Genomic DNA, 15,560 nt, shown 5'->3' with positions numbered 1-15,560 from the left:
ATTCGTAAATTCTGTTTAAAGGTCTTCTCGCCCGCAACGGATTTTTCCCGCACCGGGCAACTGCCACCCTTGCAGCCCTTCTCAACCTGCAAGGTGCCCGTTATGACCACGCCCCACCGGCAACGCTCCCTACATCTTTTAAAAAACCTTGTGGCGACCGCCCTGCTGCTGCCTGCCCTCGCCTTCGCTCAGGAACGCCCGTGGCCGGACGGTTCGCAACTGGTGATCTCGGTGTCGATGCAGTTCGAAACCGGCGGTCAGCCTGAAGGCGCGGAAAGTCCGTTCTCCGGCACGCCGCTGCCCAAGGGTTATCCGGATCTGCCGGCGCAGACCTGGTTTGATTATGGCTACAAGGAAGGCTTGTGGCGGATGCTCGACCTGTGGGATCGCACCGGCATCAAGGTCACCTCGCATGTGGTCGGCGAAGCGGCGCTCAAGCACCCGGAACTGGCGAAAGCGATTGCTGCGCGCGGCCATGAACTGGCGGCCCATGGCATGCGTTGGGCCGATTCGTACAACATGAGTTACGACCAGGAAAAACAGTTCATCGGCGACGGTGTCAACGCGGTGGAAAAACTTACCGGCCAGCGCTCAGTGGGCTACAACGCCAACTGGCTGCGGCGCAGCCCCAATACGCTGAAGATTCTGCAAGACCTGAATTTCACCTATCACATCGATGACGTCAGCCGCGACGAACCGTTCGTGACCATGGTCCGTGGACGCAAATTTGCCGTGGTGCCGTACACCCTGCGCAATAACGACATCGTGCTGATCGAGGGCCGGCATTTCTCCGCCGAGCAGTTCTATCAGCAACTGATGCTGGAATTTGATCGCCTGTACGCCGAAGGCGCGAGCCAGCGACGGATGATGTCGGTGAGTCTGCACGACCGCATCGGCGGCACACCGGCGATGGTCGAGGCGATGGAGCGGTTCATTCGTTATGCGCAAGCGCATCCGAAGGTAAGTTTCATGCGCAAGGATCAGATCGCCCGGGTCGTCCTGACCGAGAAAAACCCGCTGATCGACAACGCGGAGGCGCTCTACAACCGGTAAGCCGCCGAAAACAGCCCTCTTCGCAGCATCTGGAGGGCTGCCAACTCGCGCAAAACTCATCGTAAAAAGCCCTGTTGACTTTTGCGGAAAACCTCGCAACTATCCGCAACCATGTTGTACGACGACGTATAACAATAATAAAAACAACAAATGAAACAGGGAGCGTCACCGTGAGCACACTCGTCTGCAATTCCGTTCGCACGTCCCGTATTTCCATGCCCCGCCCGTGTTCCACCCTGACTTTGATCGGCTGCAGCAGCCTCGCTCTGGTTTTGCCCATGAGCGCAGACGCCGAAAGCTTCCTCGAAGACAGCAAAGCCACGCTGAACCTGCGCAACGCCTACTTCAATCGCAACTTCGTCAACCCGAACTATCCGCAGGGCAAGGCTGAAGAGTGGACGCAGAACTTCATCCTCGATGCCAAATCCGGCTTCACCCAAGGCACGGTCGGTTTCGGTCTCGATGTGCTGGGCATGTATTCGCAAAAACTCGATGGCGGCAAAGGCACCGGCGGTACGCAACTGTTGCCGATCCACGATGATGGTCGCCCGGCAGACAATTTCGGGCGCCTGGGTGTAGCGCTGAAGGCCAAGGTGTCGAAGACTGAATTGAAGGTTGGCGAATGGATGCCGGTGCTGCCGATTCTGCGCTCGGACGATGGCCGCTCCCTGCCGCAGACCTTTCGCGGTGGCCAGGTCACTTCCACCGAAATCAACGGCCTGACCCTCTACGGCGGGCAGTTCCGTGGCAACAGCCCACGCAACGATGCCAGCATGGAAGACATGTCGATGAACGGCCGCGGTGCCTTCACCTCCGACCGCTTCAACTTCGGTGGCGGCGAATACACCTTCAACGACAAGCGCACCCTGCTCGGCGTGTGGTATGCCGAACTCAGCGACATCTACCAGCAGCAGTATTTCAACCTCAGCCACAGTCAGCCGCTGGGCGACTGGACGCTGGGCGCCAACCTCGGTTTCTTCACCGGCAAGGAAGACGGCAGCGCCCTGGCCGGCGACCTCGATAACAAGACTGCGTTCGCCCTGCTTTCGGCCCGCTACGGCGGCAACACCTTCTACGTCGGTTTGCAAAAACTCAGCGGCGACGACGCCTGGATGCGGGTCAACGGCACCAGCGGCGGCACCCTGGCCAACGACAGCTATAACGCCAGTTATGACAACGCCAAAGAGCGCTCCTGGCAGTTGCGGCATGACTACAACTTCGTCGCCCTCGGCATTCCCGGCCTGACCCTGATGAACCGCTACATCAGCGGCGACAACGTGCACACCGGGACGATTACCGACGGCAAGGAATGGGGCCGCGAGTCGGAACTGGGGTACACCGTGCAGAGCGGGCCGCTGAAAAACCTCAATGTGAGATGGCGCAACGCGACGATACGCCGGGACTTCAGCACCAATGAGTTCGATGAGAACCGGATCTTTGTCAGCTACCCGATTTCGTTGTTGTAAGCAGGTTTCGCTTTACCCTGTTGGAGCGAGCCTGCTCGCGAAGGCGCCTTGTCAGTCGATGCAAGCGTTGCCTGGATGGCCACATCGCTGGCAAGCCAGCTCCCACAGAATTTGTAGTGAATGCGGTCATTGAAAACAACGCTGGTACCGGTGGGAGCTGGCTTGCCAGCGATGGCGGCGGCAGATTCACCATTGATGTTCATTGCCACAGCGCTTTCGCGAGCAGGCTCGCTCCCACAAGGAAATTGCAGTGCAACGAAGGCATCGCGGTGATTGAAAAGTAAATGAGCCCCTTCCGTCATTTACACCAAAAGTCGCGTTGACAAGTTCCGGAAAGCCTACCGATACTTCAGCACAGTCATACGACAACCTACAACAAACCTAATAACAACGTGTAAGGGAGTGCCATGACGTCCACCTCTATTCCCCGTGCCCCGTTCAATCGTCTGCTGCTGACCGGCGCCGCCGGTGGCCTGGGCAAAGTCCTGCGCGAACGTATGCGCCCTTATGCCCGTGTCCTGCGCCTGTCGGACATCGCGGCTCTCGCCCCGGCCGTTGATGATCGCGAAGAAATAATCCCCTGCGATCTGGCCGACAAACAGGCGGTGCACCAACTGGTCGAAGGCGTCGACGCGATCCTGCATTTCGGCGGTGTCTCCGTGGAGCGGCCCTTCGAAGAGATCCTCGGCGCCAACATCTGCGGCGTATTTCACATCTACGAAGCTGCACGCCGCCATGGTGTCAAGCGAGTGATCTTCGCCAGTTCCAACCACGTCATCGGCTTCTACAAACAGGACGAACCGCTCGACGCCAGCTGCGCCCGCCGCCCCGACGGCTACTACGGATTGTCCAAGTCCTACGGCGAAGACATGGCCAGTTTCTACTTCGATCGCTACGGCATCGAGACCGTCAGCATCCGCATCGGCTCCTCATTTCCCGAGCCGCAGAACCGCCGAATGATGCACACCTGGCTCAGCTTCGACGACCTCACCCAATTGCTCGAACGCGCACTGTACACGCCCAATGTTGGCCATACCGTGGTCTATGGCATGTCCGCCAACAAGGACGTCTGGTGGGACAACCGCTTCGCCAGCCACCTCGGTTTTGAAGCCAGGGACAGCTCCGAAGTGTTCCGTGAAAAAGTCGAAGCGCAACCCATGCCCGCCGCCGATGACCCGGCACGGATCTACCAGGGTGGCGCGTTCGTCGCCGCCGGCCCCTTCGGCGACTGAACACCCTGACAACGACGCAAAGGAATGAGTATGCAAGCCGAATTGATCGTCGATGCTCGCAACGCCGTGGGTGAAAGCCCGGTCTGGGTGCCGCAGGAAAACGCGCTGTATTGGGTCGATATTCCCAACGGCGGGCTGCAACGCTGGAGCGCTGACACCGGCCATGTGCACGCCTGGAAAACCCCTGAAATGCTCGCCTGCATCGCCCGTCACAGCGGTGGCGGCTGGGTTGCCGGCATGGAGAGCGGCTTTTTTCATCTGCATCCGCACAGCGATGGCAGCCTCGACAGCGAACGACTCGCCACCGTCGAGCACAGCCGGGCAGACATGCGCCTCAACGATGGTCGCTGCGACCGCCAGGGCCGTTTCTGGGCCGGCAGCATGGTGCTGAACATGGGCCTGAACGCGCCTGCAGGCCGACTCTACCGCTACGGCGCCGTCTCGTCAGGCGTGATCGAAGCGCAGCTCGACGGGTTCATCGTGCCGAACGGCCTCGGCTTCAGCCCCGACGGCAAGACGATGTACCTGTCGGACTCACATCCGCACGTGCAATTGATCTGGGCCTTCGATTACGACACCGAGACCGGCACGCCATCGAACCGCCGCGTTTTCGTCGACATGAACCACTTCCCCGGCCGACCGGATGGCGCTGCCGTGGATGCCGAAGGCTGCTACTGGATTTGCGCCAACGACGCCGGACTGATTCACCGTTTTGCTCCGGACGGGCGCCTCGACTTCTCGCTGCAAGTGCCGGTGCAGAAACCGACGATGTGTGCCTTCGGCGGCAGCGACATGGACACGTTGTTTGTCGCCTCGATTCGTCCCGGCGACGACCGCGATCCGCAATCCCTGGCCGGCGGCGTGTTCGCGTTGAAGCCCAACGTCAAAGGCCTTGCCGAATCCTTGTTCAACGATCTGCTTTAAACCCCTCTGCTGCACCGCTGCGCCTTGAACACAACAATAACAAGACTGGAGACTCACCCCCATGAACTTCAAACGCACCTTGCTGGCCGCCGCACTCCCACTGATGTTTACCTTCACTGGCGCCGCCCAGGCCCTGCAACTCAAATTCGCTGACATCCACCCCGCCGGTTATCCAACGGTAGTGGCCGAAGAAAACATGGGCAAGACCCTGACCCGGGAAACCAACGGCGAGCTGACCTTCCAATACTTCCCCGGCGGCGTGCTGGGCTCTGAAAAGGAAGTCATCGAGCAGATGCAAGTCGGCGCGGTGCAGCTGTCTCGCGTCAGCCTGGGTATTGTCGGCCCCGTGGTCCCGGACGTGAACGTGTTCAACATGCCGTTTATCTTCCGCGACCATCAACACATGCGTAACGTCATCGATGGCCCGGTGGGCGACGAGATCCTCGACAAAATCACCCACTCCGAATTCGGCCTGGTGGCGTTGGCCTGGATGGACGGCGGCACGCGCAACGTCTACACCAAGAAACCGGTACGCAAGCTCGAAGACCTCAAGGGTATGAAGATTCGCGTGCAAGGCAACCCGATGTTCATCGACATGATGAACGCCATGGGCGGTAACGGTATCGCCATGGACACCGGGGAAATCTTCAGCGCTTTGCAGACCGGCGTGATCGACGGCGCGGAAAACAACCCGCCGACCCTGCTCGAACACAACCACTTCCAGAACGCCAAGTTCTACAGCCTGACCGGTCACCTGATCCTGCCGGAGCCGATTGTGATGTCAAAAATCACCTGGGAAAAACTCACCCCGGAACAACAGGCGCTGGTCAAGACCGCCGCCAAGGCTGCCCAGGCTGAAGAACGCGTGCTGTGGGACAAGAAGTCCGCTGCCAGCGAAGAAAAACTCAAGGCCGCGGGCGTCGAGTTCATCCAGGTCGACAAGAAACCCTTCTACGACGCCACCGCGCCAGTGCGGGAAAAGTATGGCGCGGCGTACGCCGACCTGATCAAGAAAATCGAAGCCGTTCAGTAACGCCTCCCGCTCCGTACTCATTAACCAGGCCCGGCGCACCTGATGACTCAGGTGCGCCCGGTTACGGTGGAACCCGATGAAGAATCTGCTGCTGCGTATCAACGACAAGATCTACATGACGTGCATCTGGGTCGCCGGCCTTGCCGTCCTGGCGATTTCCCTGATGATTCCCTGGGGCGTGTTCGCCCGCTACGTCCTGGGCACCGGTTCGAGCTGGCCAGAGCCCACGGCGATCCTGCTGATGATGGTGTTTACCTTCATCGGCGCCGCCGCCAGTTACCGCGCCGGCGCACACATGGCCGTGGCCATGCTCACCGATCGCATGCCCCCACAACTGAGAGCTGCGGCGGCGATATTCTCGCAACTGCTCATGGCGTCGATCTGCATTTTCATGACCATCTGGGGCGCCAAGCTGTGCATGTCCACCTGGAATCAGTTCATGGCAGCCCTGCCCGATCTGCGGGTTGGCGTGACCTACTTGCCGATTCCCGTGGGCGGCTTGCTGACGCTGGTTTTCGTTCTGGAAAAGCTCTTGCTCGGTGACCAGAGCAAACGGCGTGTCGTGCAGTTCGATCTGGTTGAAGAAAGCGAAGGTGCCGCTTAATGGACGCTCTGATTCTGCTGGGCAGTTTTATCGTATTGATCCTGATCGGCATGCCAGTCGCCTACGCGCTGGGCGCCGCCGCACTGATCGGTGCATGGTGGATCGACATCCCGTTCCAGGCGGTGATGATTCAGGTCGCGTCGGGGGTGAACAAATTCTCACTGCTGGCCATTCCGTTCTTCGTCCTGGCCGGTGCGATCATGGCCGAGGGCGGCATGTCCCGCCGGCTGGTGGCATGTGCCGGAGTGCTGGTGGGCTTCGTGCGCGGTGGTCTGTCGCTGGTCAACATCGTCGCCTCGACCTTCTTCGGCGCGATCTCCGGTTCCTCGGTGGCCGACACCGCGTCGGTGGGTTCAGTGCTGATTCCGGAAATGGAACGCAAGGGCTATCCACGAGACTTCTCCACCGCGGTGACCGTCAGCGGCTCGGTGCAAGCCCTGCTCACGCCGCCAAGCCATAACTCGGTGCTCTATTCTCTGGCTGCCGGTGGTACGGTTTCGATTGCCTCGCTGTTCATGGCCGGCATCGTGCCGGGCTTGATGATGAGCGCTTGCCTGATGGTGCTGTGCCTGATCTTCGCGAAAAAGCGCAACTACCCCAAGGGTGAAGTGATCCCGATGCGCCAGGCGCTGAAAATCGTCGGCGAAGCACTCTGGGGCATGATGGCGATGGTGATCATCCTCGGCGGCATCCTCTCGGGGATCTTCACCGCCACGGAATCGGCGGCGATTGCCGTGCTGTGGTCATTCTTCGTGACCATGTTCATCTACCGCGATTACAAGTGGAGCGAACTGCCGAAACTGATGCACCGCACCGTGCGGACGATTTCGATCGTGATGATCCTGATCGGTTTCGCCGCAAGCTTCGGCTACATCATGACCCTGATGCAGATCCCGGCGAAGATCACCACGCTGTTCCTGACCCTGTCGGACAACCGCTACGTGATCCTGATGTGCATCAACGTCATGCTGCTGTTGCTCGGCACGGTGATGGACATGGCGCCGTTGATCCTGATCCTCACGCCGATTCTGATGCCGGTGATTCTCGGCATCGGTGTCGACCCGGTGCAATTCGGCATGATCATGCTGGTCAACCTCGGGATCGGGCTGATAACACCGCCGGTGGGCGCGGTGCTGTTTGTCGGCTCGGCGGTGGGCAAGGTCAGTATCGAGCGCACCGTGAAAGCGCTGCTGCCGTTCTATGCCGTGCTGTTTCTGGTGTTGATGCTGGTCACTTACATCCCCGCCATTTCCCTGTGGCTACCGCACTTGGTGTTGTAACAGCCTGAAAGATCGCAGCCTCGTTTCACTCGACAGCTCCTACATGGGAATGCGATTCCTGTAGGCGCTGCCGAAGGCTGCGATCTTTTGATCTGCCAACATTCAGGCACGCAACAACATATACCCCGCCACCACCAGACACACGCTGGCAAACCCCACCTGCAACGTCCGCGCTGGCACCCGCTCACAAAGCTTGCGCCCGATGATCATGCCGACGATGCTGGCGACGATAAACGCCGCGCCCTGTGCGTCAATCCGCACGCCTGCGTGAAACGATCCGATCACGCCAATCGCGGAAATCAGGCTGATCACCATCAGCGACGTCGCCACGATCCCGCGCATCTGCACATCGGTCAGTTGCTTGAACGCCGGCACGATCAGGAACCCTCCGCCGACGCCGAGCAAGCCCGAAACCACGCCGGTCACCGCGCCCAGGGCCGCAAGAGTCGCGGTGCATTTGGCGGTCCAGTCGAAGCGACCGGTCTGTTCATTGAGCATGCAGTTCTTCTGCCCCCAGCTCGCATGGCCGTGGTCGCTCGGCCCCTCTTGCGCACGCTCACGGCGCAGCATGCGCCAGGCGACCATGACCATCAGCAGGCTGAAGAGGATCATCAGGATCTTCTCCGGCAACTGGTGCGCAAAATAGATGCCCAGCGGCGAAAACACCGCACCGAGCGCGGCAATCAGCAGCGCCGCGCGATAACGCACCAAGCCATGACGCAAACCGTCGATGGCACCGACGGCTGCCGCACTGCCCACCGCGAACAACGCCACGGGCGCGGCCTGAGTCATGCTCCAGCCGAGGCCGAGCACCAGCGCCGGCACCGCGAGAATCCCGCCGCCCGCCCCGGTCAGCCCGAGAATCAGCCCCATCAACACGCCAAACAGACTTGCCAGCAACATAGGGAGTTCTCAGTCGACTTTGGACAAACCGGTCAGCCACTCGCGGCCCTTGAGCATGCCATTCCAGTAGAACCACGGCAGCAGCGTCGCCTTGAGAAACCACGCCGAGCGGCGCGGCACGGTCGCATCAAGGGCGAAGGTCGGCAGCAACTTCCCGCCGTAACCGAACTCGGCGAGGATCACCTTGCCCTTCTCCACCGTCAGCGGGCAGGAACCATAGCCGTCGTACTTCAGTGGCAACGGCTGCCGCTTGCGCAGCGCCAGAAGGTTTTCGGCGACGACCACGACCTGCTTGCGCACGGCGGCAGCGGTTTTTGCGTTAGGGGTGCCGCAGATGTCACCGAGACCAAACACTTCGGGGTAACGCGGATGTTGCAGGCTGTGCGGATTGACTTCGCACCAGCCGGCGGCGTCGGCCAGCGGGCTCTGGGCGATGAAGTCCGGCGCGACTTGCGGCGGCACGACATGCAGCAGGTCAAAGGTTTTCGCCTGTGTGGTGACGTTGCCGTCAGCGTCCTTGATCTCGAACCAGGCGGTTTTCGCCGGGCCGTCGACCCTGACCAGATTGCTGTTGAAGGCCAGGTGCGCGTTGTACTTCTCGATGTACTTCATCAGCGGCGGGACGAAGGTCGCGACACCGAAGAGTGCGGCACCGGCCAGGTTGAACTCGACGTTAACGTTGTTCAGCACAGCGGTCTTGTGCCAGTGATCGCACGACAGGTACAACGCCTTCTGCGGCGCGCCAGCGCATTTGATCGGCATCGCCGGCTGAGTAAACAGCGCCTTGCCGCCGCGCAGTTTCTGCACCTGATCCCAGGTGTACTGCGCATGCTGATAGCTGTAGTTGGACGTCACGCCATGCTGGCCGAGGCTTTCCTGCAGGCCTTCGATTTTCTCCCAGGCCAGACGCAGGCCGGGGCAGACGATCAGGTTCTGGTAGCTGACGCGGCGTTGATCGTTGAGCGTGAGGTGACGTGTGCCGGGATCCACCGCTGTCACCGCCGCCTGAATCCAGGTGGCCTGACGCGGCATCACTTTGCTCATCGGCCGCACGGTGTCCTTGACGTCATAGGCGCCACCGCCGACCAGCGTCCACGCCGGTTGGTAGTAGTGGTGGGCGCTCGGCTCGATCACGGTGATGTTCAGAGTGGGATCACGCTTGAGCAGACTGGCGACAAAACCGATGCCGGCGGTGCCGCCGCCGATGACCACGATGTCTGCACTGATGGATGGGCCCCAGTGTTGATCGTTCATTGCTTGTTCCTTATTGCTGCACGCAAGGATTTTTTCGAATCAAACCACGAAACCTGTGGGAGCTGGCTTGCCAGCGATAGGGACGTGTCAACCGCTATTGATGGCGACTGACACTCCGCCATCGCTGGCAAGCCAGCTCCCACAGGTTTTGTATTGTGTTGGCTGACATTTATGGGTGGCCCCAGCTCTTGAGCACCGCCCCGCAATACAACCCGGAAAGGGTCTTCATCACCTGAATCACTTCAGGGCTGGCCAGGCCGTAAAAGATGTATTTGCCTTCACGGCGGGTCGCCACCAGGCCTTCGTCGCGCAGGATGCCCAGTTGCTGGGACAGCGTCGGCTGGCGCACACCGGTCATTTTTTCCAGCTCGCCGACGTTGCGTTCGCCCTGAGTCAGCTGGCACAGGATCAACAGACGGTCCTCATTGGCCAACGCCTTGAGCAGCGCGCAGGCCTTGGAGGCGGAGGCCCGCAATTGGGCGACTTCACATTCGGTCAGACTGGATTGCATTTGCACGATGCCTTCAACGTCACTTAAGCTGCGAACATTATGTTTTTAGATAAAGTGTTGCAACCCATTTCCCTGATTCAGGTTGGTGTCCATGCCCGCGCAGATTGAAGCTTTCCTCGACCCCGCCTCTTCGACCTACAGCTATGTGGTCTATGAAGCCGATGGCGGGCAATGTGCAATCGTCGATCCGGTCCTCGATTACGACGGCGCCGCCGGTCGCACCAGCACCGTACAGGCCGACAAAATCATCGCCTTCGTTCGTGACCACCGCCTGCAGGTGCAATGGCTGCTGGAAACCCACGCCCACGCCGACCACCTGTCCGCCGCGCCGTACCTGCGCCGCGAACTGGGCGGCAAGATCGCCATCGGTCAGTCGATCAGCAAAGTGCAGAATGTGTTCAAGACGCTGTTCAATCTGGAGCCGGAATTCTGCGTCGACGGCTCGCAGTTCGATCACCTGTTCGCCCCGAACGAGTCGTTCAGGATCGGCAATCTCAAAGCCACCGCCCTGCACGTCCCCGGCCACACCCCGGCGGACATGGCCTACTTGATCGACGGCGAGCAGATCCTGGTCGGCGACACGTTGTTCATGCCCGATGTCGGTACCGCCCGCTGCGACTTCCCCGGCGGCGATGCGCATCAGCTGTTCAGCTCGATCCACAAACTGCTGGCCTTCCCCGCCAGCGTCAAACTCTACGTCTGCCACGACTACCCGCCCGAAGGCCGCGCCGCGCAGTGCCAGACCACGGTCGGTGAGCAGCGTCTGAGCAATATTCATGTACATGACGGGATCGACGAGGCGGCGTTTGTCGAGATGCGCACCCAGCGCGATGCGGGGTTGGGCATGCCGACGCTGTTGCTGCCGGCGATTCAGGTGAATGTGCGGGCGGGGAATTTTCCGGCGGCCGAGGACAATGGTGTGGTTTACCTGAAGGTGCCGATCAATAAGCTCTAAAAGCAAAAGATCGCAGCCTTCGGCAGCTCCTACAGGGACATGGTTTGTGCGTGCCCTGCGTAGGAGCTGCCGCAGGCTGCGATCTTTTGATCTTCAAGAACCCAGCGTCAACCCATTCGCCGGCAACGGCAACGCGGTCTTGTAGCGCACCTGCTTCAAGGCAAAACTCGACCGGATGTTCGCCACCCCCGGCACCTTGGTCAGAAAGTCCATCATGAAGCGTTCAAGCGCCTGAATCGTCGGCACCAGCACCCGGATCAGATAGTCCGGGTCGCCGGCCATCAGGTAGCACTCCATCACCTCGGGGCGGTCGGAAATCGCCTCTTCGAAATGCTGCAACGCCTCCTCGACCTGCTTCTCCAGACTGACGTGAATGAACACGTTCACGTGCAGCCCCAGCAGATCGGCATCCAGCAGCGTCACCTGCTCGCGAATCAGGCCTAATTCCTCCATTGCCTTGACCCGGTTGAAACACGGCGTCGGCGACAGGTTCACCGAGCGTGCGAGGTCGGCATTGGTGATGCGCGCATTCTCCTGAAGGCTGTTGAGAATGCCGATGTCGGTACGGTCCAGTTTGCGCATGAGACAAAACCACCTGTTTTTTATGTTTATGCAGAATTTCTATCTGCAAATCGTCTCCAACGCAACGAAACAGAGAGAAATATTCTTCTTGGCCGGGCCTATGATTGTTGTAGGACAAGATTTCTTTCACCCAAGAATGATTGCCAGCTCACTACAAGAAATTCACAAGATCGAGCGTAGAAGCCATGACCCAAGCGTATGAACCGCTGCGTCTGCACGTCCCTGAACCCTCGGGCCGCCCAGGCTGCAAAACCGACTTCTCCTACCTGCATCTGACCGATGCCGGCACAGTGCGCAAACCTTCCATTGACGTCGAACCTGCCGACACCGCCGACCTGGCGCGTGGGCTGATTCGGGTGCTCGACGATCAGGGCAACGCTCTCGGTCCCTGGGCTGAAAATGTGCCAGTCGACATCCTGCGCAAGGGCATGCGCGCCATGCTCAAGACGCGGATCTACGACAACCGCATGGTGGTCGCCCAGCGCCAGAAAAAAATGTCGTTCTACATGCAAAGCCTTGGCGAAGAAGCCATCGGCAGCGCCCAGGCCCTGGCCTTGAACATCGACGACATGTGCTTCCCGACCTACCGCCAGCAAAGCATCCTGATGGCCCGCGAAGTGCCGCTGGTCGACCTGATTTGCCAGCTGCTGTCCAACGAGCGCGATCCACTCAAGGGCCGGCAGTTGCCAATCATGTACTCGGTCAAGGACGCCGGCTTCTTCACCATCTCCGGCAACCTCGCCACTCAGTTCATTCAAGCCGTCGGCTGGGGCATGGCCTCGGCAATCAAGGGCGACACCAAAATCGCCTCGGCGTGGATCGGTGACGGTGCCACCGCCGAATCGGACTTCCACACCGCCCTCACCTTCGCCCACGTTTACCGCGCGCCAGTGATTCTCAACGTGGTCAACAACCAATGGGCAATCTCGACCTTCCAGGCCATCGCCGGAGGTGAAGCCACCACTTTCGCCGGACGCGGCGTCGGTTGCGGCATCGCCTCGTTGCGCGTCGATGGCAACGACTTCTACGCAGTCTACGCCGCCTCCGCCTGGGCGGCTGAACGCGCCCGGCGCAACCTCGGCCCGACCATGATCGAGTGGGTCACCTACCGCGCCGGCCCGCACTCGACTTCCGACGATCCGTCGAAATACCGTCCTGCTGACGACTGGAGCCACTTCCCGCTGGGCGACCCGATTGCCCGCCTGAAGCAGCACCTGATCAAGGTTGGCCACTGGTCGGAAGAAGAGCACGCCGCCGTCAGCGCCGAACTCGAAGCCGAGGTGATTGCCGCGCAGAAACAGGCCGAACAGTACGGCACCCTCGCCGGCGGCCAGATTCCAAGCGCCGCGACCATGTTCGAAGACGTCTACAAAGAGATGCCGGAGCACTTGAAGCGCCAGCGTCAGCAGTTGGGGATCTGACATGAACGATCACAACAACAATATTCAGTTGGAAACCGCCATGACCACGACCACCATGACCATGATCCAGGCCCTGCGCTCGGCCATGGATGTGATGCTTGAGCGTGACGACAATGTGGTGGTGTTCGGGCAGGACGTCGGCTACTTCGGCGGCGTGTTCCGTTGCACCGAAGGCCTGCAGACCAAGTACGGCACCTCGCGGGTATTCGACGCACCGATCTCCGAAAGCGGCATCGTCGGTGTGGCGGTGGGCATGGGCGCCTACGGCTTGCGTCCGGTGGCCGAAATCCAGTTTGCCGACTACGTGTACCCGGCGTCTGACCAGATCATTTCCGAAGCCGCGCGCCTGCGTTATCGCTCGGCCGGCGAGTTCACCGCGCCGATGACCCTGCGCATGCCCTGCGGCGGCGGCATCTACGGCGGCCAGACCCACAGCCAGAGCATCGAGGCGATGTTCACTCAGGTCTGCGGCCTGCGCACCGTGATGCCGTCCAATCCGTATGACGCCAAGGGCCTGCTGATCGCCTCGATCGAAAACGATGACCCGGTGATCTTCCTCGAGCCAAAACGCCTGTACAACGGCCCGTTCGACGGCCACCACGACCGCCCGGTAACCCCGTGGTCGAAACACCCGCAAGCTCAGGTGCCGGACGGTTACTACACCGTACCGCTGGACGTCGCCGCGATCACCCGTCCAGGCAAGGACGTGACCGTGCTGACCTACGGCACCACCGTGTATGTTTCGCAAGTTGCTGCCGAAGAATCCGGCGTGGATGCCGAAGTCATCGACTTGCGCAGCCTGTGGCCGCTGGACCTGGACACCATCGTCAAATCGGTGAAAAAAACCGGGCGTTGCGTGGTGGTACACGAGGCCACTCGCACCTGCGGTTTCGGCGCCGAGCTGGTAGCGCTGGTGCAAGAGCATTGCTTCCATCACCTGGAAGCGCCGATCGAACGCGTCACCGGTTGGGACACGCCCTACCCGCACGCGCAAGAGTGGGCGTATTTCCCAGGGCCGTCCCGAGTGGGCGCGGCGTTGAAACGGGTCATGGAGGTCTGAATGGGCACGCACGTTATCAAGATGCCGGACATCGGCGAAGGCATCGCAGAAGTAGAGCTGTCGCAGTGGCACGTCAAGGTCGGTGATCTGGTCGTTGAAGACCAGGTGCTGGCGGACGTGATGACCGACAAGGCAATGGTCGATATTCCGTCACCGGTCCACGGCAAAGTGATTGCCCTCGGCGGTCAGCCGGGGGAAGTGATGGCGGTCGGCAGTGTGCTGATCAGCATCGAAGTGGAAGGTGCCGGCAATCTGAAGGAGTCGGACAAACCGGCGCCTGTTGCGGCGAAAGAAACGCCAGTCGCACCCAAAGTTGAAGCTGTCGTTGAAAGCAAACCTGCCGCCGCTGCCGCACCGCGTCCGGCGCCAGTGTGCCAGGGCCCGATGGTTGCCCGCGAAGCCGATGAACGTCCGCTGGCCTCGCCGGCCGTGCGCAAACATGCGCTGGATCTGGGCATTCAATTGCGTCTGGTCCGCGGCACTGGCCCGGCCGGTCGCGTGTTGCACGAAGACCTCGAAGCCTACCTGGCGCAGGGGCAGTCGAACGCTTCGGCACCGCTCGCCGCCGCTTACGCCCAGCGCAACGACGAAGAACAGATTCAGGTGATCGGCATGCGCCGCAAGATCGCCCAACGCATGCAGGACGCCACCCAGCGTGCCGCGCACTTCAGCTACGTCGAGGAAATCGACGTCACCGCCATCGAAGAACTGCGCGCGCATCTGAATGAGAAACACGGCGCCAGCCGGGGCAAGTTGACCCTACTGCCGTTCCTCGTCCGCGCACTGGTCGTGGCCCTGCGCGACTTTCCGCAGATGAACGCCCGTTACGACGACGAAGCCCAGGTCATCACCCGCCTTGGCGCGGTGCATGTCGGCGTCGCCACCCAAAGCGATGTCGGCCTGATGGTGCCGGTGGTGCGTCACGCCGAGGCGCGCAGCCTGTGGGACAGCGCCGCAGAAATCTCGCGTCTGGCCAATGCCGCCCGCAATGGCAAGGCCAGCCGCGACGAGTTGTCCGGCTCGACCATCACCCTGACCAGCCTCGGCGCCCTTGGCGGCATCGTCAGCACGCCGGTGCTGAACCTGCCGGAAGTGGCCATCGTCGGCGTGAACAAAATCGTCGAACGGCCGATGGTCGTCAAAGGCCAAGTGGTGATCCGCAAGATGATGAACCTCTCCAGTTCCTTCGATCACCGCGTGGTCGATGGCATGGACGCGGCGCTCTTCATCCAGGCCATTCGTGGTCTGCTCGAACAACCCGCGACCCTGTTTGTGGAGTGAC

At 60.8% G+C, this 15,560-nt stretch carries 16 protein-coding genes; 11 read left to right on the top strand and 5 right to left on the bottom strand.

Going from position 1 to position 15,560, the window contains the following annotated elements:
• Positions 1-102: 102 nt before the first annotated feature.
• Together HXW87_RS14925 and HXW87_RS14920 are read left to right on the top strand one after the other, a co-directional pair.
• Positions 103-1,053 (top strand): polysaccharide deacetylase family protein, encoded by a 951-nt coding sequence (locus tag HXW87_RS14925; RefSeq protein WP_239776453.1) that lies wholly within the window; start codon positions 103-105, stop codon positions 1,051-1,053.
• A gap of 170 nt (positions 1,054-1,223) precedes the next feature.
• Positions 1,224-2,519 (top strand): OprD family porin, encoded by a 1,296-nt coding sequence (locus tag HXW87_RS14920; RefSeq protein ID WP_239776452.1) that lies wholly within the window; start codon positions 1,224-1,226, stop codon positions 2,517-2,519.
• Here HXW87_RS14920 and HXW87_RS14915 read toward each other — a convergent pair.
• Positions 2,498-2,722 carry a hypothetical protein gene (locus HXW87_RS14915; RefSeq protein ID WP_239776451.1) on the bottom strand — a complete coding sequence of 75 codons (225 nt, stop codon included), beginning with the start codon at positions 2,720-2,722 and terminating at the stop codon, positions 2,498-2,500. The genes HXW87_RS14920 and HXW87_RS14915 overlap by 22 nt on opposite strands.
• A gap of 204 nt (positions 2,723-2,926) precedes the next feature.
• On the opposite strand from HXW87_RS14915, the gene HXW87_RS14910 reads away from it, so the two are divergent.
• From HXW87_RS14910 to HXW87_RS14890, 5 genes are all read left to right on the top strand, one after another.
• On the top strand, positions 2,927-3,751 hold the full coding sequence (locus HXW87_RS14910; RefSeq protein WP_239776450.1) for an NAD(P)-dependent oxidoreductase: 825 nt from the start codon (positions 2,927-2,929) through the stop codon (positions 3,749-3,751).
• A gap of 30 nt (positions 3,752-3,781) precedes the next feature.
• Positions 3,782-4,675 (top strand): SMP-30/gluconolactonase/LRE family protein, encoded by an 894-nt coding sequence (locus HXW87_RS14905; protein ID WP_239776449.1) that lies wholly within the window; start codon positions 3,782-3,784, stop codon positions 4,673-4,675.
• A 61-nt stretch (positions 4,676-4,736) separates the two neighbouring features.
• Complete coding sequence (locus HXW87_RS14900; RefSeq protein ID WP_121186013.1) at positions 4,737-5,708, top strand: TRAP transporter substrate-binding protein; 972 nt, start codon at positions 4,737-4,739, stop codon at positions 5,706-5,708.
• Between the two features lie 76 nt (positions 5,709-5,784).
• The gene (locus HXW87_RS14895; RefSeq protein ID WP_047293601.1) at positions 5,785-6,312 is read left to right on the top strand and encodes a TRAP transporter small permease; all 528 of its coding nucleotides are present in this window, start codon (positions 5,785-5,787) and stop codon (positions 6,310-6,312) included.
• On the top strand, positions 6,312-7,592 hold the full coding sequence (locus tag HXW87_RS14890; protein ID WP_182403998.1) for a TRAP transporter large permease: 1,281 nt from the start codon (positions 6,312-6,314) through the stop codon (positions 7,590-7,592). The genes HXW87_RS14895 and HXW87_RS14890 overlap by 1 nt, the downstream gene beginning before the upstream one ends.
• 102 nt (positions 7,593-7,694) lie before the next feature.
• Here the strand turns inward: HXW87_RS14890 and HXW87_RS14885 are convergent, their stop codons facing one another.
• The 3 genes from HXW87_RS14885 to HXW87_RS14875 form a co-directional block, all read right to left on the bottom strand.
• Positions 7,695-8,495 carry a sulfite exporter TauE/SafE family protein gene (locus HXW87_RS14885; protein ID WP_239776448.1) on the bottom strand — a complete coding sequence of 267 codons (801 nt, stop codon included), beginning with the start codon at positions 8,493-8,495 and terminating at the stop codon, positions 7,695-7,697.
• Positions 8,496-8,504: 9 nt separating this feature from the next.
• The gene (locus HXW87_RS14880; RefSeq protein WP_239776447.1) at positions 8,505-9,749 is read right to left on the bottom strand and encodes an FAD/NAD(P)-binding oxidoreductase; all 1,245 of its coding nucleotides are present in this window, start codon (positions 9,747-9,749) and stop codon (positions 8,505-8,507) included.
• 169 nt (positions 9,750-9,918) lie between these two features.
• Complete coding sequence (locus HXW87_RS14875; RefSeq protein WP_003224002.1) at positions 9,919-10,260, bottom strand: metalloregulator ArsR/SmtB family transcription factor; 342 nt, start codon at positions 10,258-10,260, stop codon at positions 9,919-9,921.
• Between the two features lie 91 nt (positions 10,261-10,351).
• Between HXW87_RS14875 and HXW87_RS14870 the strand changes: the two genes are divergently transcribed.
• A complete protein-coding gene (locus HXW87_RS14870) occupies positions 10,352-11,215 on the top strand; it encodes an MBL fold metallo-hydrolase (RefSeq protein WP_239776446.1) in 864 nt (287 codons plus the stop codon).
• Between the two features lie 93 nt (positions 11,216-11,308).
• Here the strand turns inward: HXW87_RS14870 and bkdR are convergent, their stop codons facing one another.
• On the bottom strand, positions 11,309-11,797 hold the full coding sequence (bkdR, locus tag HXW87_RS14865; RefSeq protein WP_027613216.1) for a Bkd operon transcriptional regulator BkdR: 489 nt from the start codon (positions 11,795-11,797) through the stop codon (positions 11,309-11,311).
• A 185-nt stretch (positions 11,798-11,982) separates the two neighbouring features.
• Here bkdR and HXW87_RS14860 point away from each other — a divergent pair, with 185 nt between their 5' ends.
• From HXW87_RS14860 to HXW87_RS14850, 3 genes are read left to right on the top strand one after another with little or no spacing between them, the layout of a single operon-like run.
• Positions 11,983-13,218, top strand: coding sequence for a 3-methyl-2-oxobutanoate dehydrogenase (2-methylpropanoyl-transferring) subunit alpha (locus tag HXW87_RS14860; protein WP_041073337.1), 1,236 nt, complete (start codon positions 11,983-11,985; stop codon positions 13,216-13,218).
• A 1-nt stretch (position 13,219) separates the two neighbouring features.
• Positions 13,220-14,278: an alpha-ketoacid dehydrogenase subunit beta gene (locus HXW87_RS14855; RefSeq protein WP_041073339.1), complete on the top strand. Its 1,059-nt coding sequence runs from the start codon at positions 13,220-13,222 to the stop codon at positions 14,276-14,278.
• On the top strand, positions 14,279-15,559 hold the full coding sequence (locus HXW87_RS14850; RefSeq protein WP_239776445.1) for a dihydrolipoamide acetyltransferase family protein: 1,281 nt from the start codon (positions 14,279-14,281) through the stop codon (positions 15,557-15,559).
• Position 15,560 lies beyond the last annotated feature (1 nt).

The sequence above is a fragment of the Pseudomonas sp. Y5-11 genome (genome assembly GCF_022368695.1).
In the GTDB taxonomy this organism is placed as follows: Bacteria; Pseudomonadota; Gammaproteobacteria; order Pseudomonadales; family Pseudomonadaceae; genus Aquipseudomonas; species Aquipseudomonas parakoreensis.
The sequence above is the reverse complement of the archived record's forward strand: the minus strand, read 5'-3'. Positions and strand labels throughout refer to the sequence as shown.

Excerpts from the sequence above, each read along its gene's own strand:
- HXW87_RS14880 (WP_239776447.1), bottom strand. The coding sequence starts at position 9,749 with ATGAACGATCAACACTGGGGCCCATCCATCAGTGCAGACATCGTGGTC.
- HXW87_RS14905 (WP_239776449.1), top strand. The coding sequence starts at position 3,782 with ATGCAAGCCGAATTGATCGTCGATGCTCGCAACGCCGTGGGTGAAAGC.
- HXW87_RS14900 (WP_121186013.1), top strand. The coding sequence starts at position 4,737 with ATGAACTTCAAACGCACCTTGCTGGCCGCCGCACTCCCACTGATGTTT.
- HXW87_RS14850 (WP_239776445.1), top strand. The coding sequence starts at position 14,279 with ATGGGCACGCACGTTATCAAGATGCCGGACATCGGCGAAGGCATCGCA.
- bkdR (WP_027613216.1), bottom strand. The coding sequence starts at position 11,797 with ATGCGCAAACTGGACCGTACCGACATCGGCATTCTCAACAGCCTTCAG.
- HXW87_RS14910 (WP_239776450.1), top strand. The coding sequence starts at position 2,927 with ATGACGTCCACCTCTATTCCCCGTGCCCCGTTCAATCGTCTGCTGCTG.
- HXW87_RS14885 (WP_239776448.1), bottom strand. The coding sequence starts at position 8,495 with ATGTTGCTGGCAAGTCTGTTTGGCGTGTTGATGGGGCTGATTCTCGGG.
- HXW87_RS14875 (WP_003224002.1), bottom strand. The coding sequence starts at position 10,260 with ATGCAATCCAGTCTGACCGAATGTGAAGTCGCCCAATTGCGGGCCTCC.
- HXW87_RS14925 (WP_239776453.1), top strand. The coding sequence starts at position 103 with ATGACCACGCCCCACCGGCAACGCTCCCTACATCTTTTAAAAAACCTT.
- HXW87_RS14860 (WP_041073337.1), top strand. The coding sequence starts at position 11,983 with ATGACCCAAGCGTATGAACCGCTGCGTCTGCACGTCCCTGAACCCTCG.
- HXW87_RS14895 (WP_047293601.1), top strand. The coding sequence starts at position 5,785 with ATGAAGAATCTGCTGCTGCGTATCAACGACAAGATCTACATGACGTGC.
- HXW87_RS14870 (WP_239776446.1), top strand. The coding sequence starts at position 10,352 with ATGCCCGCGCAGATTGAAGCTTTCCTCGACCCCGCCTCTTCGACCTAC.
- HXW87_RS14890 (WP_182403998.1), top strand. The coding sequence starts at position 6,312 with ATGGACGCTCTGATTCTGCTGGGCAGTTTTATCGTATTGATCCTGATC.
- HXW87_RS14915 (WP_239776451.1), bottom strand. The coding sequence starts at position 2,722 with ATGAACATCAATGGTGAATCTGCCGCCGCCATCGCTGGCAAGCCAGCT.
- HXW87_RS14855 (WP_041073339.1), top strand. The coding sequence starts at position 13,220 with ATGAACGATCACAACAACAATATTCAGTTGGAAACCGCCATGACCACG.